We start from the raw sequence: 24,560 nt of genomic DNA, 5'->3' as shown, positions 1-24,560 counted from the left end.
GGCGGGGCAGTTTAAAGAATTCATCACTACCTGGAGTGATACATGAAAGCACTGCTCGATCTATTCAAGCAAGTACAGACGAACGAGACTTTTGACGCGATCAAAATCGGTCTCGCTTCGCCTGAAAAAATCCGTTCGTGGTCCTACGGCGAAGTTAAAAAGCCGGAAACCATCAACTATCGTACCTTCAAGCCTGAGCGCGACGGTCTGTTCTGCGCCAAGATCTTTGGCCCGATCAAGGACTACGAATGCCTGTGCGGCAAGTACAAGCGCCTGAAACACCGCGGCGTGATCTGCGAAAAGTGCGGCGTCGAAGTCACGCTCGCCAAGGTGCGCCGTGAGCGCATGGGCCACATCGAGCTGGCTTCGCCTACCGCCCACATCTGGTTCCTGAAGTCGCTGCCATCCCGTTTGGGTATGGTGCTGGACATGACCCTGCGGGACATCGAACGCGTGCTGTATTTCGAAGCATACGTGGTGACCGATCCAGGCATGACCCCGCTGAAAAAATGCCAGATCATGTCGGAAGACGACTACGCCGCCAAGTACGAAGAGTACGGCGACGACTTCACCGCCTTCATGGGCGCTGAAGGTATCCGCGAACTGCTGCGCTCGATCGACATCCACCGCGATGCCGAGACCCTGCGCGTGGAACTGAAGGAATCGAAGTCCGAAGCCAAGATCAAGAAATACGCCAAGCGCCTGAAAGTGCTGGAAGCGTTCCAGCGTTCGGGCATCAAGCCCGAGTGGATGATCATGGAAGTGCTGCCGGTGCTGCCGCCGGAACTGCGTCCGCTGGTACCGCTGGACGGTGGCCGTTTCGCGACCTCGGATCTGAACGATCTGTATCGCCGCGTCATCAACCGTAACAACCGTCTGAAACGCCTGATGGAGCTGCGCGCTCCAGAGATCATCACGCGCAACGAAAAGCGCATGCTGCAAGAAGCGGTCGATTCGCTGCTGGACAACGGCCGTCGCGGCAAAGCGATGACCGGCGCCAACAAGCGTCCGCTGAAATCGCTGGCTGAGATGATCAAGGGTAAGGGCGGCCGTTTCCGTCAGAACTTGCTGGGTAAGCGCGTCGACTACTCGGGCCGTTCGGTCATCGTGGTGGGTCCGCAGCTGAAACTGCACCAGTGCGGTCTGCCGAAGCTGATGGCGCTGGAACTGTTCAAGCCGTTCATCTTCAACAAGCTGGAACTGATGGGCTTGGCTACCACGATCAAGGCCGCTAAAAAGCTGGTCGAGATCCAGGAACCGGTCGTCTGGGACATCCTGGAAGACGTGATCCGCGAACACCCGATCATGCTGAACCGTGCGCCTACGCTGCACCGTCTGGGTATCCAGGCTTTCGAGCCGGTCCTGATTGAAGGCAAGGCGATCCAACTGCACCCGCTGGTCTGCGCCGCATTCAACGCCGACTTCGACGGTGACCAGATGGCAGTTCACGTGCCGCTGTCGATCGAAGCACAGATGGAAGCCCGCACCTTGATGCTGGCTTCGAACAACATCCTGTTCCCGTCGAACGGCGAACCGTCGATCGTTCCTTCGCAGGATATCGTGCTGGGTCTGTACTACGCGACCCGCGAAGCGATCAACGCCAAGAACGAAGGTATGCTGTTCCAGGACGTGTCGGAAGTCATCCGTGCCTACGACAACAAGGAAGTGGAACTGACCACCCGCATCACCGTGCGTATCGTCGAGCATCCCAAGGATCCAGTGACGGGCGAATTCGTCCGCACCGTGACCCGTTACGAGACCACGATCGGCCGCGCCATCCTGTCGGAAATCCTGCCGAAAGGCCTGCCATTCTCCGTGCTGAACCGCGCGTTGAAGAAGAAAGAGATTTCCAAGCTGATCAACACGTCCTTCCGTAAGTGCGGCCTGCGCGCGACGGTGGTGTTTGCTGACCAACTGATGCAGTCGGGCTTCCGCCTGGCGACCCGCGCCGGTATTTCGATCTGCGTGGACGACATGCTGGTACCGCCACAAAAAGTGACGCTGATTTCGGCCGCAGAATCCGAAGTCAAACAGATCGAGCAGCAGTACGCTTCGGGTCTGGTCACCGCCGGCGAACGTTACAACAAGGTGGTCGACATCTGGGGCAAGACCTCGGATGAAGTCGGCAAGGCCATGATGGACCAACTGAAAGTGGAAGACGTCATCAAGCGTGACGGCACCAAGTCCACCCAGGAATCCTTCAACGCGATTTACATGATGGCCGACTCGGGCGCCCGCGGTTCCGCAGCGCAGATTCGCCAGCTGGCAGGTATGCGTGGTCTGATGGCGAAACCGGACGGTTCGATTATCGAAACGCCGATTACCGCGAACTTCCGCGAAGGCCTGAACGTTTTGCAGTACTTCATCTCGACCCACGGCGCTCGTAAAGGTCTGGCCGATACGGCGCTGAAAACCGCGAACTCGGGTTACCTGACCCGTCGTCTGGTCGACGTGACCCAGGATCTGGTGGTGATCGAAGATGATTGCGGCACCTCCAACGGCACGCTGATGAAGGCGATGGTCGAAGGTGGTGAAGTGATCGAAGCGCTGCGCGACCGTATCCTCGGCCGCGTGGTGGTCAACGACGTCATCAACCCAGAGACCCAGGCTACGCTGTACGAAGCCGGCACGCTGATGGACGAAGACATGGTCGAAGAGATCGAGCGTCTGTCGATCGACGAAGTCAAGGTTCGCACTCCGCTCACTTGCGACACGCGCTTCGGCCTGTGCGCCAAGTGCTACGGTCGCGATCTGGGCCGCGGCATGCTGGTCAACGCCGGCGAAGCCGTCGGTGTGGTCGCTGCGCAGTCGATCGGTGAACCAGGTACCCAGCTGACCATGCGTACCTTCCACATCGGTGGTGCGGCGTCGCGTGCGGCAGTGGCATCGTCGGTGGAAGCGAAGTCGAACGGTACCATCCGCTTCACCTCGACCATGCGTTACGTCACCAACGGCAAGGGCGCGCAAATCGTCATTTCCCGTTCGGGCGAAGTGCTGATTACCGACGACCACGGCCGTGAGCGTGAGCGTCACAAGGTGCCGTACGGCGCGACCCTGATCGTCAAAGACGGTCTGGTGATCAAGGCCGGTACGGCCCTGGCAACCTGGGATCCGCTGACCCGTCCGATCATCACCGAGTACGCCGGTGTGGTGCGTTTCGAGAACGTCGAAGAAGGCGTGACCGTAGCCCGTCAGGTGGACGAAGTGACCGGTCTGTCGACTCTGGTGGTCATCGATGCCAAGCGTCGCGGTTCGCTGACCAAGACCCTGCGTCCACAGGTCAAGCTGCTGAACGAAGAAGGCCACGAAGTGAAGATCGCCGGCACCGAACACGCCGTGGCGATCGGCTTCCAGGTTGGCGCGCTGATCATGGTGAAAGACGGCCAGGCAGTGACCGTTGGTGAAGTGCTGGCACGTATCCCGACCGAATCGCAGAAGACCCGCGATATTACCGGTGGTCTGCCGCGCGTTGCCGAACTGTTCGAAGCACGTTCGCCAAAAGACGCAGGTATGCTGGCGGAAGTGACCGGTACTGTTGCCTTCGGTAAAGAAACCAAGGGTAAGCAGCGTCTGGAAATCACGGACATGGACGGCAACAAGCACGAGTTCCTGATCACCAAGGACAAGCAAGTGCTGGTCCACGACGGCCAGGTAGTGAACAAAGGCGAGATGATTGTCGACGGCCCGGCCGATCCACAAGACATTCTGCGTCTGCTGGGTATCGAAGCGCTGGCGCGTTACATCGTTGACGAAGTGCAGGACGTGTACCGTCTGCAGGGCGTGAAGATTAACGACAAGCACATTGAAGTGATTGTGCGTCAGATGCTGCGTCGCGTTCAGATCGTTAATGCCGGCGACACCAACTACATCGTTGGCGAGCAGGTTGAGCGTTCGGAACTGCTGGATGAAAACGACAAAGTAAATGCAGAGAATAAGATCCCTGCAACCTACGAAAACGTTCTGCTGGGTATTACCAAGGCATCGCTGTCGACCGATTCGTTTATCTCGGCCGCATCGTTCCAGGAAACCACCCGCGTTCTGACCGAAGCCGCAATCATGGGCAAACGCGATGGTCTGCGTGGTCTGAAAGAAAACGTCATCGTTGGTCGTCTGATTCCAGGCGGCACCGGTCTGGCATTCCACCGCGCTCGCAAAGAGAAAGAGGCTTGGGAAGTGGAAGAGCGTCAAGCTCTGCTGCTGGCCGAGAAAGCCTCGATGTCCAGCGGCGATGTGGAAATCACCGAAACGGTTACTCCACACGACGGCGAAGCGTAATTCAGCTTTAAGCCCCGCAAATAAAAACGGCACCTTCGGGTGCCGTTTTTTTATTGGCGCTGCGATGAGCGAATTTCAATAAGCGATGGCTAAAAGCTTTAATCGAATATCGATAATCAGAATGGATAATCGATATCTGTTCGTCGCTTATACCGGCGCCAAGCCGATTTAATATGTCGTACCCGAATCTTAGATGGCGCAGGTATGCGCTACCGCCCCACGGAGTCTTGTCCATTGACTGGGGCGTTATTGAGTGCTGGCGGCGAGCCATGCTCGGCCTTCCCGCTGGTGTGACGCAAGTTAGCCCGGAAACGCTACGTTAAACATGCCAGACAGTAGTGCGTTCATGCTAAGATTTGGCTCATGATCGCTCAAGCACTCTTCACTCCCGCCCAGCAAAAGCTGCTGGGCTTGCTATTTGTACGTGTCAATCAAGGCTTCCACTTGAACGAGATCATGCGCCTGACGGGTTTGGGCAGCGCCTCGGCCCAGAGGGAGCTCAAACGGCTGCATGAGTCGGGCGTTATCGTGTCCGAGCGCATCGGCAATGTGCGGCGCTTTAAGCCCAACAAGGAATGCATCGTATTCGGGGAATTAAGCAACCTGGTCAAGAAAACCTTCGGCCTGGTGAGCGTGCTGAATTCGGCGCTGGCGCCGTTGCAACACGTGCTGAACGTGGCTTTTGTTTATGGCGCCACGGCCAAGGAACACGAGGGTATGGACACGCCGGTGGAGTTAATGCTGATCGGCGATAACACCAGCTACGGCGAACTATTGTCGCGCCTGCCGGTCGCCGAACGTTTATTGCGCCGTAAAATCAATCCCAACCTGTATTCGATTCCCGACTTTAAACGCCGCCTGCGCGAACAGCAGCCGTTTATTCTCCAGGTATTGCGTGAGCAAAAGATATACGTGTTGGGCGATGAAACCGATCTGGAGAAAATCAGCGGCGAAGAAGTCGCGGTGAATTAATCCCGCAGTGAACTAATCCATCACCCGCTCGGCATTCCATATCTGCTTTTGCGGGAATGATACCGAAAATCGGGTATAGCGCCCCGGCTGCGATTCGCAATGAATTTTTCCGCCGAATGCGGTAATAACGCGCTGGCAGAATGCCAATCCCATCCCCGTACCGCCGCCGTTATGCCGGGTGCTATAAAACGGTTCAAATACATGCGGCAATACATCATCCGGTATTCCCGCACCGGTATCCGTCACCAGTAATTGCTTGCTATTGCCCTGGGTAAAAAAAGCAATTTCCACTTCCCCCCGACCCGCCGATTTAATCGCGTGCAACGCGTTTTTAAACAGGTTGTATAAAACGTAGACCAGCAATACATCCGAGCCAAAGAAGGTGAAATCCTCGGCCGCCTTCACCACCACCTTGTCGCGCATCGAGCTTTCAAACGGATAGCAGGCCAGGGCTTCGTCGACACATTTCTTGATTGAGTGGTTGGCGAAGTCGTTGCGATTCAGGGTGCCGGCGCGGGCCGAGGCCAGCATCATGTCCACGATGAAATTGGAACGGCTGATTTCCGCCTCGATGTGCTGGGTAAGCTTGCTCAGGTAATTCAGTTGTGCGGGTTGCAACATAGGCTCGATCAGGTGGTTTTCCAGCGCGCACTGGTAGCCGGCCAGCAAGTCCGGCAAACATTTGGCCAACACCCGCGACTGGTTGCGGATGGTCGCCAGCGGCGTGCGCATTTCGTGGGCGATGGTGGCGGCCACCTCCATCGGGTCGGCCAGCAGGTTGTGCCGCACCATCGCCTGGGCAATCAGGCCCAGACTGGTCGCCACGAACAGCACACCCGGCGGGTAGAACTGCACGCCGTAATTGCACAGATAGTCGACCGAGGCGAAAAAATAGATCAGCAGGCTGACCAGGCAATAGCGCAGCCGGCTTTTCTCGGTCGACACGGCCAGTTGCTGGCGCCGGTAGAGCAGCCACAGCCCGCGCCCCACCACTACGCCGGTCTGCACCAGGTGCAGCGGGTGCAAAGGCCCGGCCTTGGGGTAGTAGCCGAAGAAGTAGGGATAGAGGCCGGCAATCAGCCAGTCCGTGCTCAGCATGACCACCCCCAGCAAGCCGGCGGTCACATAGGACAGGTCCACCCAGTGGCGCTCGCTGCGCTGCGCCGTCAGTTCGGCGATGAAATGGTACAGCGTGGTCGGCAGGAAGAGGATGAGCAGGTAGCCCAGCTTGGCCAGCGCCAACGCCTCATGCTCGTCGTGGATCTGGAACAGCACGGCCCAGGTGAATTGCCAACAGAAGGTGGTCGCGCACAGCAGGAAGAACGTCAGGCTGATACGGCTTACCCCGCGCGAATGCAGCACGTAAGCGCCGTAGCACAGGAATAACAGGGAGACCACGGCGGGCAATAGGGAGTGCATGCGCTCTTTCCAACGGACTTTGGATGGGTAGCCCGCAGTATTGCGCGTGTTGATCTAGCTCGCTTGACTATCGAATAACTATTTGCGCCAGATCAAACATGCTTAGGACAAACCTGCTTTAAGTGTTTCTGTCCGACTTACGGGCGACGTCCCACGCCGCCGGCCGGGACGTTCCAACTCATCTCAAAGGGGAATTCCCATGCTGCTGCACGCCACCGAAGTTGAAATGTCCGAGATCTCCGCCGCTACCGCCGTCAACGCCAGGCAGACTTTCACCCACGCCTTGACGATCTACCTGAAGGACTCCAACGCCTACGGCAACACGTATTTCGCCCGCTACTTCGAATGGCAGGGCATGTGCCGCGAAAAGTGGTTCTTCGATTGCATTTCGCGCGACATGCTGCAAAACGAGGGCGTGTTCATCACCAAGCACGCGGAGCAGGACTACTTGCAGGAAACTTTCCCATTCCAGGAAATTCACTGCGAGTTGAATGCATATGACGTCAAGAAGTGCTCGTTCTGGCTGGAGTTCCGGTTTTATGCCGACGGCAAGCCAGTCTCCGTGGGACGCCAGCAGATCGTCTTTGCCAACCACGCCAAGCAGATTACGGCTTTGCCCGAGCTGGTGATCGCCCGTATCAAGCGCTACGCCAAATAAAGCAAGGAAGGGCTGCAACCGAGGCGGGCCGGTGTGGCCCGCCTCCGAGGTTTATTGCTGGGAAGCGATCCAGCGGTCGACCTTTTCCTCCAGCAGCGCCAGCGGCAGGGTACCGTCGCCCAGCACCACGGCGTGGAATTTCGGCAGGCTGAACTTGTCGCCCAGCGCCTTGGCCGCGCGCTGGCGCAGTTCGACGATCTTCAGCGAACCGATCTTGTAGCCCAGCGCCTGGCCTGGCCAGGCCATGTAGCGCTCGGTCTCGGTCTTGGCGGAGTTGTCGTAGCCCAGCGTGTCGTGCATGTACTGGATGCTTTGCTCGCGGGTCCAGCCTTGCGCGTGCATGCCGGTGTCGACCACCAGGCGGGTGGCGCGCAGCAGTTCGTCGTTCAGGTGGCCGAAGTACTGGGCCGGATCGTCGAACAGGCCCATCTCCTTGCCCAGCGTTTCCGCGTACAGCGCCCAGCCTTCGGTATAGGCGTTGTTACCGCCATATTTGCGGAAGTTGGGCAGGTTCAGTTCCTGCATCAGCGCGATGTGGAAGTGGTGGCCGGGCTTGCCTTCATGCAGGAACAGCGTGGTCATGCCGGTGCTGCCGTACTTGGCCGGGTCGTTGACCACCGACCAGAACACGCCGGGACGCGAGCCGTCGCCGGCCGGCGCGGTGTAGTGGTCGGAGGCGGTGGCGCGGCTCAGCTCGGGCTCCAGGCGCAAGTCCAGCTTGGCTTTCGGCAGCAGCGTGAACATCAGCGGCAGCTTGGTGTCCAGCACGTCGTTGAGCTGGTGATACACGGCCTGGACTTCCTGCTCGGTCTTGAACGGATAGAACTTCGGTTGCGCCGCCACCCATACCGGCAGGCCAGACGCCGGACCGGTGTAGCCCAGCTTGGGGCCCAGCACTTCAAACTGGGCCTGGATGCGCGCGACTTCTTTCAAGCCGATGGCATGGATTTCGTCGGGTTTAAGCGACGTTGTGGTGGCGCCGGCGACCCGCGCCTGGTACCAGGCGGCGCCGTCCGGCAGCGCGCCCAGGCCGGTCGTGGTGCGGCAGGCCGGCACGTATTCTTTTTCCAGGAAGGTCGCCAGGCGGGCCAGCGCCGGCATCACTTTGTCGCCGACGGTCTTGCGGTAGGCGGCGCTCAGGCGCGCCTTGTCGGCGGCGGAAAAGGCGGCCGGCAGCTTGGTGATCGGCGTGTAGAAGATATTGCTTTCCGGCGTGGCGCTGACCAGCTTCTGGAACTGCGGCAAGCCCGACTCCATGATGGCCTTGGGCTCGGTGATGCCCTGCTTGATGCCGACGCGCATATTGGCGATGGCCTGGTCTATCCAGGCCGGCAACTGGCCGATGCGGTGCAGGTAGGCGTCGTATTCCTTGACGGTGCCGATCGGCTGCGAAGCTTCGCCGCCGGCGTAGTTGGCCAGGGTGACGGGCACGCTGTCCATCTGGTTGATCGGCAGCAGATGCTCGGGGAAGCGCTCCATCGCCAGCAGCTGGTTGAGCTCGTAGACCAGGATGTCGTAGTTGATGCGGTCCTTGTCATCCAGCTGCGCGCGCTGGATCGCCTTCAGGCGGGTGGCGAACTGGCGATACAGCTTGAACTGCTGGGCGCGCTTGGCCGGGGCGATGCTCAGGCCGAGTTGGTCATCGTAGCGGTTGTCGCCGTTTTCCGTGGCGCCCAGCGGCTCGAAGCGGGCGGTGGCGTCGTAGTACTGGTCGGCGATCGCCAGCAATGCCTTGTGCGCGGGCGCGGCGTTGGCCTGCGGCGCGACGACGGCGGCCGGTGCGGCGGCGGCGTTGGCCGCCAGCGGCGCGAACGCCAGCATCACGGCGGCGGCGAGAGGGGCAAAAGCGGCATAGGTGTTGCGGCGACGCGTCATAATTTTTTCCTCAGGATGTCACAAAATTGGCGCCTAGCATAAGCCATTGCTGCGGGGCGCTGGGACAATTTTTGTATCGACGATACATTGTTTCATTATGGAAATTTTGGATCCGAATTTGCAAATATAATTGTGCAAGGCACATTTAAACCGGAGTATGCTGGAGCCAAGTAAGAATAACAAAGCAGTACAGCCTGGCCGCTACCTTCGGGTGGCGGTTTTTTTTTAGGCCGCCGCTTCGGCAAAGCGGCTCTCGTACAGCGCCGCCACCAGGTCCGACTGGGTGATGATGCCGGCGAAACGCTGCTCGTCGTCGACGATGGGAATGTGGTGGAAGCCGGAATCGGCCATCAGCGGCACCAGGTCGACGATCGGCGTGTCCAGCCGCGCGGTGGTCGGGTGCTGGCTCATGATCTGGCCGACCACTTCGGCCTTTTCGGTGTGGGTGACGCCGCTTTTGCGCAGAAATCGCTGAAGTTGCTGACGGATGCCGCGATAGTCGTCGAGCCCGCCGTGCTCCAGGAAGTCGGTCTGCGTGACGATGCCGATCACCCGCCGCGCGCGGTTGAGCACCGGCAGCGCCGCCACGCGGTGGGTGCGCATCTGCTGCCAGGCTTCCTCCAGGCTGGTGCCGAATTCGGCGCTGACGATATCGCGCGACATGATGTCGGCGCAGCTGATGATGCCGAAGCGGCGCTGGTAGGCGCGCTGCTCGGTTTGCATGAACAGCGATTCCAGGTCGTCGCGGCTGATGTCGAGCACCTGGTTGTACTGCTTCAGCACGGCGTCCAGGTCTTCCGGCTTGAAGCCCAGGCGCACGGTCGGCACCGCATCCTTGGTGGCGTGCGGGTTCGGATGCGCGCCCAGCTGCGCATGGGGGTAGCGCCGTCCGGTCAGGTTGTTGTACAGCATCGCCGTCAGCGCCAGCAGCGTGGTGTCGGCCAGCACCGTGACCAGCGGGAAGGCGAAGCCGGCCGCGTGGATGGCCGGTCCGCCGATCACCGCCGTCAGCGCCACCGCGCCGCCGGGCGGATGCAGGCAGCGCAGCGCGAACATGGCGGCGATCGCGGTGCTGGCGGCCAGCGCGCACAGCAGCGGCATGGGCAGGATGTCGCCGAACAGGCGCACGCAGATCACGCCCATCAGCCCGCTGACGACATTGCCGCCGATGGCAGACCACGGCTGCGCCAGCGGACTGGCCGGCAGCGCGAACAGCAGCACCGAGGAGGCGCCGATCGGCGCCACCAGGAAGATGGCGCCGGGCGACAGGGTGAGGCCGAGCAGGGCGGTCAGCAGCAGGCCGAACAGGGCGCCGCCGGCTGCGCGCAACTGTTCGCGGCGGCTGGCGGTGGTGGGGCTGGGCAGCCAGCGGTCGAGGAATGCACGCATGGGCTTAATCAGGTATTTGAAATGGGACAAAGATTATCCCATGCTCAGCCCGCCGCTGCACATTATTGGTGCGAAACCAGCTCCAGCGGCAAGGCCGTGGTGATCTTGATCTGCTCCATCGAAAACGCCGACGACACCCCGCTCAGCTGGGCGGACTTGATTAACTTCTTGTAAAACCTGTCATATCCTTCGATATCGCTCGTCACCACCTTCAGCAGGTAGTCGATGTCGCCGCTCATGCGGTGGAACTCCTGCACTTCCGGCAAGGCGATCACGGCGGCGGCAAAGCGTGCCAGCCATTTGTCGTCGTGCTGGCTGGTGCGCACGCTGACGAACACCGTCACCGGCAAGCCCACCTTGCGGCGGTTGACGATCGCCACCCGGCTCTCGATATAGCCTTCCTCTTCCAGCCGCCGCACCCGTTTCCAGCAAGGCGTGGAGGACAGGCCGATCCGCTCGCTGAGCTGGGCGATCGACAGCGTGCCGTCGCCCTGCAACGCCGACAAAATTGCATAGTCATAGCGATCAAGATCGTTCATTCTATTTTTCCTTATGAGGTAGCATGAAAATGCTATATGGAGTGCGTAACAGGAGTATTTTAGTACATATATTTCGCCGCCACTGAGTAAGCTATAGGTATCGATACACAGGTACTAAAAACAGGCACTACTATCATGACGACCGAAATCTACCTCGATGGCAACGCCACCACCGCCGTGCTGCCGGCCGCCATCGCCGCCGCGGCCGACGCCATGGGCCAGCGCTACGGCAATCCCAGCAGCAGCCACGCCACCGGCCTGAAGGCCAAGGTCTTGCTGGACCAGACCCGCGCCTGCGCGGCGCGCCTGCTGGGCGTGGGCGAGGGCCGCCTGATGTTCAACAGCGGCGCCACCGAGGGCATCCAGACCGCCGTGCTGTCGGCGCTGGTGGCGCTGCGCGAACGGCGCGAGCGCGGCGAGGCCATCGGCAGCCTGCTGGTCTACGGCGCGACCGAGCACAAGGCCGTGCCGGAAAGCCTGGCGCACTGGAACCGCCTGCTGGGCCTGAACCTGAGCCTGCAAAAACTGGCGGTCGACCAGGACGGCGCGCACGACCTGGCGCAGCTGCGCGCGCTGGCGCCGCAGGCCGCGCTGGTGTGCACCATGGCCGCCAACAACGAAACCGGCATCATCACCAAGCTGGCCGCGATCGAAGCGCTGCTGGCCGAGACCGGCAGCGCCGCCTACTGGCTGGTCGACTGCGTGCAGGCGCTGGGCAAGCTGGACCTCAACCTGGCCGCCACCCGCATCGACTACGCGCCGTTCTCCGGCCACAAGCTGTACGCGCCCAAGGGCATAGGCATGCTGTACGTGCGCGCCGGCGCGCCGTTCACGCCGCTGATCATGGGCGGCGGCCAGGAAGGCGGCCAGCGCTCCGGCACCGAGAACATGGCCGGCATCGCCGCGCTGGGCGCCGTGCTGTCCGCGCTGGAGCGCGGCGACACCTTCCGCAGCCATCACCAGCTGGCCAGCTTCCGCGCCCGCTTGGCCGAGAGCCTGCGCGCCGCCTTGCCCGGCGTGGTGTTCAACCACCCCTTCGACAAATCGCTGCCGACCACGCTGAACTTTTCCGTGCCCGGCCTGTCGAGCCGCGAACTGATGGACGTGTTCGACGCCGCCCAGGTGCGCGTCAGCTCTGGCAGCGCCTGTTCGGCCGCCAAGGCCGCGCCCAGCTACGTGCTGGACGCCATGCACGCGCCGCTGTGGCGCAGCGCCGGCGCGATCCGCATGTCCTTCGGTCCGCTGGCCGACGAGGCCACCATCGCCGACGCCTGTCGCCGCATCGAGCGCTGCGGCGCCGCGCTGCGCGCCAGCTGCCTGATCCCGTCCGATCGCACCGCCGTGCCGCACGATGGCTTGCTGCAACTGGGCGTCGAAGGCGCGTGCAGCTGGATGGTGCTGGACGCCGCCAGCCGCAGCTGCATCGTCATCGATCCCTTGCCGGACATGATCGCCCGTATCGAATCCTATGTGCGCTGTCAGAACTACCAGGTGCAGGCCATCGTCAGCACCTTGCCCGACAGCGACAGCGACCGCGGCATGCTGATCAGCGCGCTGGGCCGCCATGTCGACGGCCACGCCGCCACCGACGCCTACGGCTGGCCGGTAGCCGTCCACGCCATCCGGCTGGGCGCGCAGACCTTGCTGAGCGTGGCCGACGGCGCGGCCCGCCACTACCTGCTGGGCGACGCGGTCGATGCCACGCTGCCGCCGCAGGCGGTGCGCTTCGCCTTCAGCGCCCGGCCCGCCGTCGAAGCGCTGCGCCCGCTGACCTGTGCGCACACGCTGCTGTGCCCGACGCGCGACGAGCACAACCAGTTCTGCGTCGGCATGGCCGCGCCGGCCGAAGCCCAGGCGCAAGCCGCGCTGCAAATCGACAGCGCCGCGCTCGACGCCTTCCTGCTGGCCCATCCCGACACCGAGTTGATCGACGTGCGCGAGCCTTATGAGTTCGCCGCCACCATCGCGCCCGGCGCCGCCGGCCGCAGCGCCCGCAGCGTGCCCTTGAGCCGCCTGGCCGAGCACGCCAGCGCATGGCTGCACGGCGGGCAGCAGGGGACGCAAACCCCGCTGGTGTTCTTCTGCCGCAGCGGCAACCGCAGCCTGAAGGCCGCGCAGCTGCTGCGCCGCCTGGGCCACGGCCAGGCTTACAGCCTCGGCGGCGGATTGGCGCTGGCGCCGCTGGCGCACGCCGCATAGACCACACAGCCATTCAAGTTTTCTTCCTTTACAAGGCCGCGCAAGCGGCCTTTTTTTTCGTGGAAATTCCATATGTACGTCAGCGAACAGTCGCATGGCGTGCGCCCCCGTACGATGCCTTAGCAGATAATTTCCTATTCGCAGAATCAAAGCGAGGTACACCGTTGAACAAGTCCGCCCCCCTCATGCCCGATATCACCCTGGGCTTCCGCGAATCTCCCTCAGGCTCCCTGTTGTCCGACGCCGACGACGAAGACCTGCCGCTGCGCGCCGAACTCTTTAGCGCGGCCCAGATGGCCGCGCACGGCAAGACGCTGGCCACGCATCACGAACTGAGCAAGCGTGGCGGCCGCGACCGCCTGTTGGCGCGCCTGACCGAAAACGCCGCCGTCATCGACGCCACCTGCGACGAGCTGACCGCCGCCGTCAAGGCCGGCCGCCAGATCACGCCCGCTTCCGAGTGGCTGCTGGACAACTTCTACCTGATCGAAGACCAGATCCGCATCGCCCGCCGCCACCTGCCCAAGGACTACAGCAAGCAGCTGCCGCGCCTGGGCAAGGGCGCGCCGGAAGGCACGCCGCGGGTCTACAAGATCGCGCTGGAAATCATCTCGCACGGCGACGGCCGCGTCGATCCCGAATCGCTGTGCCGCTTCGTCGACGCCTACCAGGAAGTGGCCAGCCTCAAGCTGGGCGAGCTGTGGGCCATCCCCATCATGCTGCGCCTGGCGCTGATCGAGAACCTGCGGCGCGTGGCCGCGCGCGTGGCCGACAACCGCAGCCACCGCGACCTGGCCAACAGCTGGGCCGACCAGATGACCGACGTCGCCGAAAAAAATCCCAGCGGCCTGATACTGATGGTGGCCGACATGGCCCGCTCCAACCCGCCCATCAGCAGCGCCTTCGTGGCCGAGCTGGCGCGCCGCCTGCAGGGGCAAAGCCCGGCGCTGACCTTGGCGCTGTCGTGGATCACGCACCGCCTGGCCGAATCGGACCAGACCATCGAGCAGCAGATCCAGGCCGAGATCCAGCAGCAGGCGGCCGAGCAGGTCTCCATCGCCAACAGCATCGGCAGCCTGCGCTTCCTCGGCACCATGGACTGGCAGGAGTTCGTCGAGACCATGAGCGTGGTCGAACAGACGCTGCGCCAGGACCCGGCCGCGATCTACGGCCGCATGGAATTCGCCACCCGCGACCAGTACCGCCACGCGATTGAAAAAATCGCCAAGCGCTCGCGCTACTCCGAGCTCGAAGTGGCGCAGCAAGCCTTGCAGCTGGCGCAGGCCCATTACGAAGGCGGCGACGCCCGCCACGGCCACGTGGGCTTCTACCTGATCGGCGGCGGCCTGGCCGCGCTGGAGAAGCAGACCGGCATGCGCCGGCCGTGGCTGGAGGCCCTGCAGCAAACCTCGCGCGCCTCGCCGCTGACGTCCTACCTGGGCGCCATCGCCGCCATCGCGCTGGTGTCGACCGCGCTGCTGCTCGAACGCGCTTCGCGCAACGGCGTCAATGGCGCGGTGATCGTGCTGCTCGGCGTGCTGGCGCTGCTGGGCAGCAGCCAGCTGGCGCTGAGCCTGGTGAACTGGGTCGCCACGCTGGTCACCCGTCCCAATCCGCTGCCGCGCATGGACTTCCGCGACGGCGTGCCGCCCGACGCGCGCGCCATCGTGGTGGTGCCGACGCTGGTCTACAGCCAGGAGAACATCGCCGAGCTGTGCGAGCAGCTGGAAGTGCGCTTTCTGGCCAACCGCGATCCCCACCTGATGTTCTGCCTGTTGACCGACTTCGCCGACGCCGCCAGCGAAACGCTGCCGACCGACGCCGCGCTGGTGGAGCAGATGCACCGCTGCATCGGACAACTGAACCGCAAATACGCCACCCATCCGAACGGCGAGCCGGCCTCGCCGTTCCTGCTGCTGCACCGGCCGCGCCGCTGGAATCCGCAGGAAGGCGTGTGGATGGGCGACGAACGCAAACGCGGCAAGCTGCAGGAGCTGAACCGCTTCCTGCGCGGCGGCGCGCGCGACAAATTCAGCGTGGTGGTGGGCGACACCAGCGAGCTGGAAGGCATCAAGTACGTCATCACGCTCGACACCGACACCCAGCTGCCGCGCGACGCCGCGGCGCAGTTCATCGCCACCATGCAGCACCCGCTGAACCAGCCGCGCATCGACAGCGCGCGCGGCCGCGTGGTGGAAGGCTACGGCATCCTGCAGCCGCGCGTGACGGTCAGCCTGCCGAGCGAGAACGCCTCGCTGTACGAAAAACTGTGCGGCGGCGAGCCGGGCATCGATCCCTACACCCGCACCGTCTCCGACGTCTACCAGGACGTGTTCTTCGAAGGCTCCTTCATCGGCAAGGGCATCTACGATGTCGACGTGTTCGAGCAGGTGCTGGGCGACCGCCTGCCCGACAACCGCATCCTCAGCCACGACCTGCTGGAAGGCTGCTACCTGCGCGCCGGCCTGCTGAGCGACGCCCAGTTGTACGAAGCCTATCCGGCCCGCTACAGCGACGACGTCAGCCGCCGCCAGCGCTGGATACGCGGCGACTGGCAGCTGGCGTCGTGGGTGTTCGGCCGCGTGCCGGCCCCGAACCGCAAGCGCGAACGCAATCCGCTGTCGCTGCTGTCGCGCTGGAAGCTGTTCGACAACCTGCGCCGCAGCCTGACCGCGCCGGCGCTGGTGCTGTCGCTGATCACCGCCTGGCGCTGGCTGCCCGACCCGTGGGTCTGGACCGCCGCCGTGCTGGCCGTGATCTTCGTGCCGCCGGTGGTCAGCACCCTGCACGACCTGCTGCGCCGTCCCGAGGACACCCTGTGGAGCCAGCACCTGCGCGCCGCGCTGCGCCGCTGCGGCATGCAGTTCGCGCACGCCATCCTGATGCTGGTGTTCCTGCCTTACGAGGCTTACTTCAGCCTCGACGCCATCCTGCGCAGCGCCTGGCGCATGCTGGTCTCGCACAAGCACCTGCTGGAGTGGCGCGCCTCGGCGCTGTCGCGCGCGGCCGATGGCGCGGCCGGCGTCTGGCGCACCATGTGGGTGTCGCCGGTGCTGGCGCTGTTCGTCGGCGGCGCGCTGTGGGGCTGGCGTCCGGTCAGCCTGGCGCCCGCCGCGCTGTTCCTGCTGGCGTGGCTGGTGGCGCCGGCCGTGGCCGAGCGGATCAGCCGTCCGATCGCGCGCCGCCACGCCCAGCTGACGCCGGAGCAGAACCGCTTCCTGCACCTGCTGGCGCGCCGCACCTGGGCCTATTTCGACCGCTACGTCGGCCCGGAAGACAACTGGCTGCCGCCCGATAACATGCAGGAGCACCCGGCGCACGTGGTGGCGCACCGCACCTCGCCCACCAACATCGGCATGGCGCTGCTGGCCAACCTGAGCGCCAGCGATTTCGGCTACATCACCGTCGGCCAGATGCTGGCGCGCACCGCCAGCACGCTGGCCACGATGGACCAGCTGGAACGCCACCAGGGCCACTTCTACAACTGGTACGACACGCAGACGCTCAAGCCGCTGCACCCGATCTACATCTCCACCGTCGACAGCGGCAACCTGGCCGGCCACCTGCTCACGCTGCAGGCCGGCCTGACCGGACTGTACGACCAGCCGATCCTGGGACCGCAAACGGTGGACGGCATCGTCGCCACCTGCCGCGTGCTGCAGGAGTCGCTCGAGGGCGCCGCCGACACCGAGCAGCTGGACGCCTTGCTGGCCGCGCTCGGCCCTGCGCCGGACGCCGGCAACCTGCAACAGCTGCACGCCTGGCTGGTGCGCGTGAGCGCCGCCGTCGGCGAATTCCAGGCGCCGGCCGAAACGCACGGCGAAGCGGCCATGTGGTTCGCCGCGCTGGTGCAGCAATGCCAGGCCGCGCTGACGGAACTGGCGCTGCTGGCGCCATGGGTCAACCTGCCGGCGGACGCCGTGTTCGACACCACGCTGGCGCGCGTGCCGACGCTGCGCGAACTGGCCGCCATGATCAACAACGCCGCCGCCGTGCTGGCCAACGACCTGGCGCCGGCCGAGCGCGATCGCCAGCTGCTGCTGGCCGGCCTGTGCGCGCAGGGCGCCGCCGCCGCGCACGAGCGCATGCGCGAGCTGGCCGAGCTGGCGCAGCGCTGCGGCGCATACGCCCAGATGGAATATGGCTTCCTGTACAACACCACCACCAACCTGCTGGCGATCGGCTACAACGTCAGCGAGCGCCGCCTGGACGCCAGCTACTACGACCTGCTGGCCTCGGAAGTGCGGCTGGCCAGCTTCGTCGCCATCGCCCAGGGCCAGCTGCCGCAGGAGCACTGGTTCGCGCTGGGCCGCCAGCTGTGCATCGTCGCCGGCAAGCCGGTGCTGCTGTCCTGGAGCGGCTCGATGTTCGAGTACCTGATGCCGCTGCTGGTGATGCCCAACTATCCGAGCACCTTGCTCGACCATACCTACAACGCGGTGATCGACGCTCAGATCGACTACGGCAAGCGCCGCAACGTGCCGTGGGGGATTTCCGAGTCCGGCTACAACACCGTCGACGCCAGCCTCAATTACCAGTACCGCGCCTTCGGCGTGCCCGGCCTGGGCCTCAAGCGCGGCCTGGCCGACGACCTGGTGATCGCCCCCTACGCCACCATGCTGGGACTGATGGTGCAGCCGGAAGCGGCCTGCCTCAACCTGCAGAAGATGGCGGCGATGGGCTACATGGGCCGCTACGGCTTCTTCGAAGCGGTCGACTACACCACCTCGCGCCTGCCGCGCGGCCAGTCGGCGGCGGTGATCCGTTCCTTCATGGTCCACCACCAGGGCATGGGCCTGCTGGCGCTGAGCTACCTGCTGCACGACCGGCCGATGCAGCGCCGCTTCGAATCCGATCCGCTGCTGCAATCGACGCTGCTGGTGCTGCAGGAGCGCAGCCCGCAGGCGGGCGCCTTCTACTCCAACACCACCGAACTGGCGGCTATCCGTTCCAGCGCGCCGGAGCAGGCCATGCCGATGCGCGTGCTGGCCCAGCACAGCACACCGGTGCCGGAAACCCAGCTGCTGTCGAACGGCCGCTATCACGTCATGGTCACCAACGCCGGCGGCAGCTACAGCCGCTGGAAGGACCTGGCCGTGACGCGCTGGCGCGAAGACAGCACCCGCGACAACTGGGGCAACTTCTGCTACGTGCGCGACCTGGACGACGGCAAGTTCTGGTCCACCACCTATCAACCGACGCTGGTCGAGCCGCGCAAGCACGAGGTGATCTTCTCCGAAGGCCGCGCCGAGTTCCGCCGCTCCGACCGCAACATCGACCTGTACACGGAAATCGTGGTCTCGCCGGAAGACGACATCGAACTGCGCCGCACCCGCATCACCAACAAGTCCGACCGCGAGCGCACCATCGAAGTGACCAGCTTTGCCGAAGTGGTGATGGCGCCGGCCGCCGCCGACGCCGCCCATCCGGCCTTCAGCAAGCTGTTTGTGCAGACCGAGATCCTGCGCGACGAAAACGCCATCCTGTGCACGCGCCGTCCGCGCGGCCCGGCCGACGCCACGCCGTGGCTGATGCACTCGATGATGGTGCACGACGCCGCCGTCAGCGGCGTCTCGTTCGAGACCGACCGCTCGCGCTTCATCGGCCGCGGCAACACCGCCGCCGCGCCGCAAGCGATGCTGAACGACGACGCGTTGAGCGGCAGCGAAGGCTCGGTGCTCGATCCGGTGGTGGCGATCCGCTACACCATCACGCTCAAGCCGGACCAGACGGCCATCGTCGACATCGTCACCGGCATGACCGAGCAGCGCGACGCCGCGCTGCACCTGATCGACAAATACCAGGACCGCCACCTGGCCGACCGCGTGTTCGAACTGGCGTGGACCCACAGCCAGGTGGTGCTGCGCCAGCTTAACGCCAGCGAAGCGGACGCCCAGTTGTACGGCCGCCTGGCCAACTCGGTCATCTACCCGAACGCCGCGCTGCGCGCCGACGCCGGCACGCTGATCAAGAACCAGCGCGGCCAGTCCGGCCTGTGGGCGTACGCGATCTCCGGCGACCTGCCGATCGTGCTGCTGCAGATCAAAGACCCGGCCAACATCGAACTGGCGCGCCAGATGGTGCAGGCGCACGCCTACTGGCGCCTGAAAGGGCTGGTGGTCGACCTGGTGATCTGGTACGAAGACCAGTCGGGCTACCGCCAGCTGCTGCATGACCAGATCATGGGCCTGATCGCCTCCGGCATCGACGCCCAGGCGATCGACCGGCCGGGCGGCATCTTCGTGCGCCTGGCCGACCAGATCGCCAACGAGGACCGCGTGCTGCTGCAATCGGTGGCGCGCGCCATCCTCAGCGACAGCCGCGGCACGCTGGCCGAGCAGATCAAGCGTCCCGGCCCGCCGGCCATGCGCATGCCGCCGCTGATGGCCGACAACCGCGGCGAGTATGCCGACGCCGGCCCGGCCACGCATGTGGTGCGCCAGCTGATGCTGGAAAACGGCATCGGCGGCTTCACGCCGGACGGCCGCGAATACGTCATCACCACCAGCGACAGCCAGCGCACGCCGGCGCCGTGGTCCAACGTGCTGGCCAATCCGCAGTTCGGCAGCGTGATATCGGAAAGCGGCCAGGCCTACACCTGGCACGAGAACGCCCACGAATTCCGCCTGACGCCGTGGCACAACGACCCGGTCAGCGACGGCAGCGGCGAAGCCTTCTACCTGCGCGATGAACAGAGCGGCCAGTTCTGGTCGCCGACCGCCTTGCCGGCGCGCGGCAACGGCAGCTACGTCACGCGCCACGGCTTCGGCTACAGCGTGTTCGAGCACATGGAGTCCGGCATCGCCACCGAGATGACCACCTTCGTCGCCACCGACGCGCCGATCAAGTACACGGTGCTCAAGGTGCGCAACGATTCGCTGGTGGCGCGCCGCCTGTCGGCCACCGGCTATGTCGAGTGGGTACTGGGCGACATGCGCTCCAAGTCCGGCATGCACATCGTCACCGAGGCCGATCCGGTCAGCGGCGCGCTGTTCGCCAAGAACGCCTACAACACCGAGTTCACCGGCCGCGTGGCCTTCTTCAACTGCGACGCCACGCTGCGCACCTACACCGGCGACCGCGCCGAATTCCTGGGACGTAACGGCTCGCTGGCGTCCCCGGTGGCGATGCGCCGCTCCCGCCTGTCCGGCAAGATCGGCGCGGGGCTCGATGCCTGCGCCGCGATCCAGGTGCCGTTCGACCTGCTGCCCGGCCAGGAACGCGAGATCGTCTTCGTGCTGGGCGTGGCCGGCCGCCGCAACGCCGACGCCAGCAGCCTGGCGCAGAAGCACCGCAGCGCCGGCGCCGCGCACGAGGCGCTGGCCGCCGTGCACGCGCATTGGGAGCAGACCCTGGGCGCAGTGCGCATCGACACGCCGGAGCCGGAGCTGGACCTGCTGGCCAACGGCTGGCTGATGTACCAGACCATCGCCTGCCGCATGTGGGCGCGCAGCGGCTACTACCAGTCCGGCGGCGCCTTCGGCTTCCGCGACCAGCTGCAGGACGCGATGGCGACCATCCACACGCAACCGCAGCTGCTGCGCGACCAGCTGCTGCTGTGCGCCGCCCACCAGTTCCTGGAAGGCGACGTGCAGCACTGGTGGCATCCGCCTTCCGATCGCGGCGTACGCACCCACTGCTCGGACGATTACCTGTGGCTGCCGCTGGGCGCCTGGCGCTACGTCATCGCCAGCGGCGACGTCGGCGTGCTGGGCGAAAGCGTACCTTACCTGGAGGGCCGCGCCGTCAAGCCGGAAGAGGATTCCTACTACGACTTGCCGAGCCGCTCCAGCCAGAGCGGAACGCTGTACGAGCACTGCGTGCGCGCCATCCGCAACGGCCTGCGCTTCGGCGTGCACGGCCTGCCGCTGATCGGTTCCTGCGACTGGAACGACGGCATGGACAAGGTGGGCGAGCATGGCAAAGGGGAGAGCGTGTGGCTGGCCTTCTTCCTGTGCGAGGTGCTGCAGCGCTTTGCCGAAGTGGCGGAGCTGATGCAGGATAAGGACTTCGCCACCGAGTGCCGCGGCGAAGCCAAAAAGCTGGCCGCCAACGTCGAGCACAACGCCTGGGATGGCGAATGGTACCGCCGCGCCTATTTCGACGACGGCACGCCGCTCGGTTCGCACACCAACGAGGAATGCCAGATCGATTCGATTTCGCAGAGCTGGGGCGTGTTATCCGGCGCCGCCGATTCGGTGCGGGTGCGCGGTGCGATGGAGCAGGTCAACCAGCGCCTGGTGCGGCGTGATTCAGGCATCATCCAACTGCTCGATCCGCCGTTCGACAAGTCCGGTCCGAATCCGGGCTACATCCGTGGCTACGTGCCCGGCGTGCGCGAGAACGGCGGCCAATACACGCACGCCGCCATCTGGACCGCGATGGCCTTCGCCCGCCTGGGCGAGACCGAGCGCGCCTGGGAGCTGGCGCGCATGATCAACCCGGTGCACCACGGCGGCACGCCGGAAGGCATGGCGCGCTACAAGGTCGAGCCTTACGTGGTGACGGCCGACGTCTACGCCGTGGCGCCGCACGTCGGCCGTGGCGGCTGGAGCTGGTACACCGGTTCCTCGGGATGGATGTACCGGCTGATACTGGAGTCGCTGCTCGGCCTGACCCGCACCGCGACCCAGCTGACGATGGCGCCGCGCATGCCGTCCGAGTGGGATCACTTCACGCTGACCTATCGCTACGGCGCCGCGTCGTACGTGATCCGCGTGATGAAGTCGGCGGAAGCCGGCGCGCCGATCCTGACGATAGACGGCGTGCGCCAACTGGGCATGGCCATCGATTTGCACGATACCGCCAGCATCCATAAGGTCGAACTGTTCGTTCCAGGCGCGTTCAATTCTTAACAGAGTGTCCCATTCTGGACATTTTCATCATCGTTACAACGGCGCGAAAATTTAACTTCGCGCCGTTGTCGCGTGCCGCCCCAAGCGCCACCGCATTTATTCCAAAGACCTCTGAATAGCCAAGTAAATTCGAATTGGTTCGTCATCTTCCTGTCATGCATAGTTGCCAGAATTTTGGATCCCCAACCGCAGAGAGAAAGAAGTGATGAACAAATCTAAGATGCTGTCCCGGCTCGCGATGATGTTGATTTTGTCTTCCGGCGTCATTGGCGCGGTCCACGCGTCCAAGGCCGACCACCATGAGTTCGAGGCCACGCTGCACGCGCCGTTCGCCGCCGACGGCGCCGACCAGGACCGGCCGGAAGCCCGTACCTTCAAGCTGGCCTTCGACTTTCCCCTGCTCGAGCGCGAGCAGGACGTGCAATGGCGGCTGGAGCTGGTCAGCCCGGACGGCGTGGTGGTGCAGCAGTGGCAGGGCGTGCAGCGCATCGGCGGCAAGCCGGTCGACGTCAGCATCGCCTGGGACGGCCGCGCCGATGGCTTGATCCTGACCGACGGCGTCTACCTGGCGCGCATGCAGGCCGTCACCGGCGGCGAGACGGTCGAACAAAGCTGGGACATTTCGGTGGGCCGCACTCCGGCGCAGGCCATGCCGGCCTTCAAGGCGCTGCCGACATCGGCCGCACCGGTGCGTGCTGCGACGCGCGCGAACGGCCGCGTGGTGCAGGGCGCCGTCGCCGCGACCGCGTCGCTGCCGTACACCGTCTACCTCGGCAATCTGCACAGCCAGACCAACCACAGCGACGGCGGCGGCCCGCTGGGCAGCTGCACCGGCGCGCAGGCGCCGCAAAGCGCGGCGCTGGGACCGGCCGACGCCTACCAGTACGCGATGAACAAGGGCCTCGATTTCCTGATGGCCTCCGAACACAATCACATGTACGACGGTTCCGACAGCACCAACGCCTCGGCCGATCCGGCCACCGCCAAGGCGCTGTTCCAGTCCGGCCTGACCGCCGCCGCCAACTTCAACAGCGCGCACGCCGGCTTCCTCGGCATGTATGGGCTGGAGTGGGGCGTGATCAACAACGGCGGCCATATGAACATCTTCAACACCACCGAGCTGCTGGGATGGGAGAGCAACGGCAGCGGCCAGCTGATCGCCGACACGCTGACGCCGAAGAACGACTACGCCGCGCTGTACACGCTGATGCGCCAGCGCGGCTACGTGGGCCAGTTCAACCATCCCGAATCGTCGGGCCAGTTCCTGGTCAACGGCACGGCGCTGGGCTACACCGCAGACGGCGACCAGGCGATGGCGCTGTGCGAAGTGCTCAACACCTCGGCCTTCTCGACCAACACCAGCGAGACCGAGACCGGCCGCAGCACCTACGAAGGCGCCTGCAACAAGGCGCTGGAGGCGGGCTTCCACGTCGCCTTCTCCAGCGACCAGGACAACCACTGCGCCAACTGGGGCGCGTCCTACACCAACCGCACCGGCGTGCTGCTGCCGACCGGCACCTCGCTGACCACCGCCAGCATGATCGCCGCCATCAAGGCGCGCCGCGTGTTCGCCACCATGGACAAGAGCTCGCAGCTGATCCTGACCGCCAACGGCCACGTGATGGGCGAGCGCTTCACCAACAGCGGCGCGCTGAACCTGGTCGCCAACTTCGCCAGCAGCAGCGGCAAGACGGTATCGACGGTGAAGATGTATGAGGGTGTCCCGGGGCGCAACGGCACGGTGACGCAGCTGTCGGCCACCGCCAGCACCACCATCACGCCGGCCGTGGGCGAGCACTTCTACTACGCCAAGATCACCCAGAACGACGGCAACATCCTGTGGTCGGCGCCGGTGTGGGTCACGCAGACCAGCGGTGGCGGCGGCACCACGCCGCCGCCGGCCACGCAGTTGATCGTCAACGGCGGCTTCGAATCGGGCGCCTCGTCGTGGACCGCGACGTCCGGCGTGATCAGCTCCGATGCGAGCCAGGCCGCGCACGCCGGCGCCTACAAGGCCTGGCTGGACGGCTACGGCAGCGCCCACACCGATACGCTGTACCAGACCGTGACGATACCGGCCGACGCCACCAGCGCCACGCTGGCGTTCTGGCTCAAAGTGGTGTCCAGCGAGACCACCACGACCACCGCCTACGACACGCTCAAGGTGCAGGTACGCAGCAGCGCCAACGCGGTGTTGGCGACGCTGGCGACGTATTCGAATCTGAACAAGGGCAGCACGTATGTGCAGAAGAGTTTTGACCTGTCGGCCTACAAGGGGCAGACGGTGAGGATTTACTTCGAGGGGGTTGAGGGCACGACGGTATCGACGGCGTTCCTGATCGACGACGTCACGCTGAACGTGCAGTAAGCGTGCAGTAA

Annotated in this window: 10 protein-coding genes; 6 read left to right on the top strand and 4 right to left on the bottom strand. The window is 64.4% G+C overall.

Features of this window, described 5'->3' with window-relative positions; all coding sequences use genetic code 11:
* Window positions 1–42 precede the first annotated feature (42 nt).
* A complete protein-coding gene (gene rpoC, locus RUGAMON1_RS30435; RefSeq protein ID WP_445234029.1) occupies window positions 43–4,275 on the top strand; it encodes a DNA-directed RNA polymerase subunit beta' in 4,233 nt (1,410 codons plus the stop codon).
* A gap of 363 nt (window positions 4,276–4,638) precedes the next feature.
* Window positions 4,639–5,247, top strand: a complete 609-nt coding sequence (locus RUGAMON1_RS30430; protein ID WP_117012696.1) for a helix-turn-helix domain-containing protein — start codon at window positions 4,639–4,641, stop codon at window positions 5,245–5,247.
* Between the two features lie 12 nt (window positions 5,248–5,259).
* Here RUGAMON1_RS30430 and RUGAMON1_RS30425 read toward each other — a convergent pair whose 3' ends face one another.
* Window positions 5,260–6,666 (bottom strand): sensor histidine kinase, encoded by a 1,407-nt coding sequence (locus RUGAMON1_RS30425; protein ID WP_445234028.1) that lies wholly within the window; start codon window positions 6,664–6,666, stop codon window positions 5,260–5,262.
* Window positions 6,667–6,865: 199 nt separating this feature from the next.
* Here RUGAMON1_RS30425 and RUGAMON1_RS30420 point away from each other — a divergent pair, with 199 nt between their 5' ends.
* Window positions 6,866–7,324 carry an acyl-CoA thioesterase gene (locus tag RUGAMON1_RS30420; protein ID WP_445234027.1) on the top strand — a complete coding sequence of 153 codons (459 nt, stop codon included), beginning with the start codon at window positions 6,866–6,868 and terminating at the stop codon, window positions 7,322–7,324.
* Between the two features lie 51 nt (window positions 7,325–7,375).
* Here the strand turns inward: RUGAMON1_RS30420 and RUGAMON1_RS30415 are convergent, their stop codons facing one another.
* The 3 genes from RUGAMON1_RS30415 to RUGAMON1_RS30405 form a co-directional block, all read right to left on the bottom strand.
* Window positions 7,376–9,199 (bottom strand): DUF885 domain-containing protein, encoded by a 1,824-nt coding sequence (locus RUGAMON1_RS30415; RefSeq protein WP_445234026.1) that lies wholly within the window; start codon window positions 9,197–9,199, stop codon window positions 7,376–7,378.
* A gap of 225 nt (window positions 9,200–9,424) precedes the next feature.
* Window positions 9,425–10,588, bottom strand: a complete 1,164-nt coding sequence (locus RUGAMON1_RS30410; protein WP_445234025.1) for an HPP family protein — start codon at window positions 10,586–10,588, stop codon at window positions 9,425–9,427.
* Between the two features lie 62 nt (window positions 10,589–10,650).
* Window positions 10,651–11,127 (bottom strand): Lrp/AsnC family transcriptional regulator, encoded by a 477-nt coding sequence (locus RUGAMON1_RS30405; protein ID WP_445234024.1) that lies wholly within the window; start codon window positions 11,125–11,127, stop codon window positions 10,651–10,653.
* A 135-nt stretch (window positions 11,128–11,262) separates the two neighbouring features.
* Here RUGAMON1_RS30405 and RUGAMON1_RS30400 point away from each other — a divergent pair, with 135 nt between their 5' ends.
* The 3 genes from RUGAMON1_RS30400 (at window position 11,263) to RUGAMON1_RS30390 (ending at window position 24,549) form a co-directional block, all read left to right on the top strand.
* Window positions 11,263–13,326: an aminotransferase class V-fold PLP-dependent enzyme gene (locus tag RUGAMON1_RS30400; RefSeq protein ID WP_445234023.1), complete on the top strand. Its 2,064-nt coding sequence runs from the start codon at window positions 11,263–11,265 to the stop codon at window positions 13,324–13,326.
* Window positions 13,327–13,511: 185 nt separating this feature from the next.
* A complete protein-coding gene (locus tag RUGAMON1_RS30395) occupies window positions 13,512–22,181 on the top strand; it encodes a glycoside hydrolase family 94 protein (RefSeq protein ID WP_445234022.1) in 8,670 nt (2,889 codons plus the stop codon).
* A gap of 205 nt (window positions 22,182–22,386) precedes the next feature.
* Window positions 22,387–24,549, top strand: a complete 2,163-nt coding sequence (locus RUGAMON1_RS30390) for a CehA/McbA family metallohydrolase (RefSeq protein ID WP_445234021.1) — start codon at window positions 22,387–22,389, stop codon at window positions 24,547–24,549.
* Window positions 24,550–24,560 lie beyond the last annotated feature (11 nt).

Origin of the sequence: Duganella rhizosphaerae, from assembly GCF_040364205.1 — a bacterium.
Lineage (GTDB): Bacteria > Pseudomonadota > Gammaproteobacteria > Burkholderiales > Burkholderiaceae_D > Rugamonas > Rugamonas rhizosphaerae.
The sequence above is the reverse complement of the archived record's forward strand: the minus strand, read 5'-3'. Positions and strand labels throughout refer to the sequence as shown.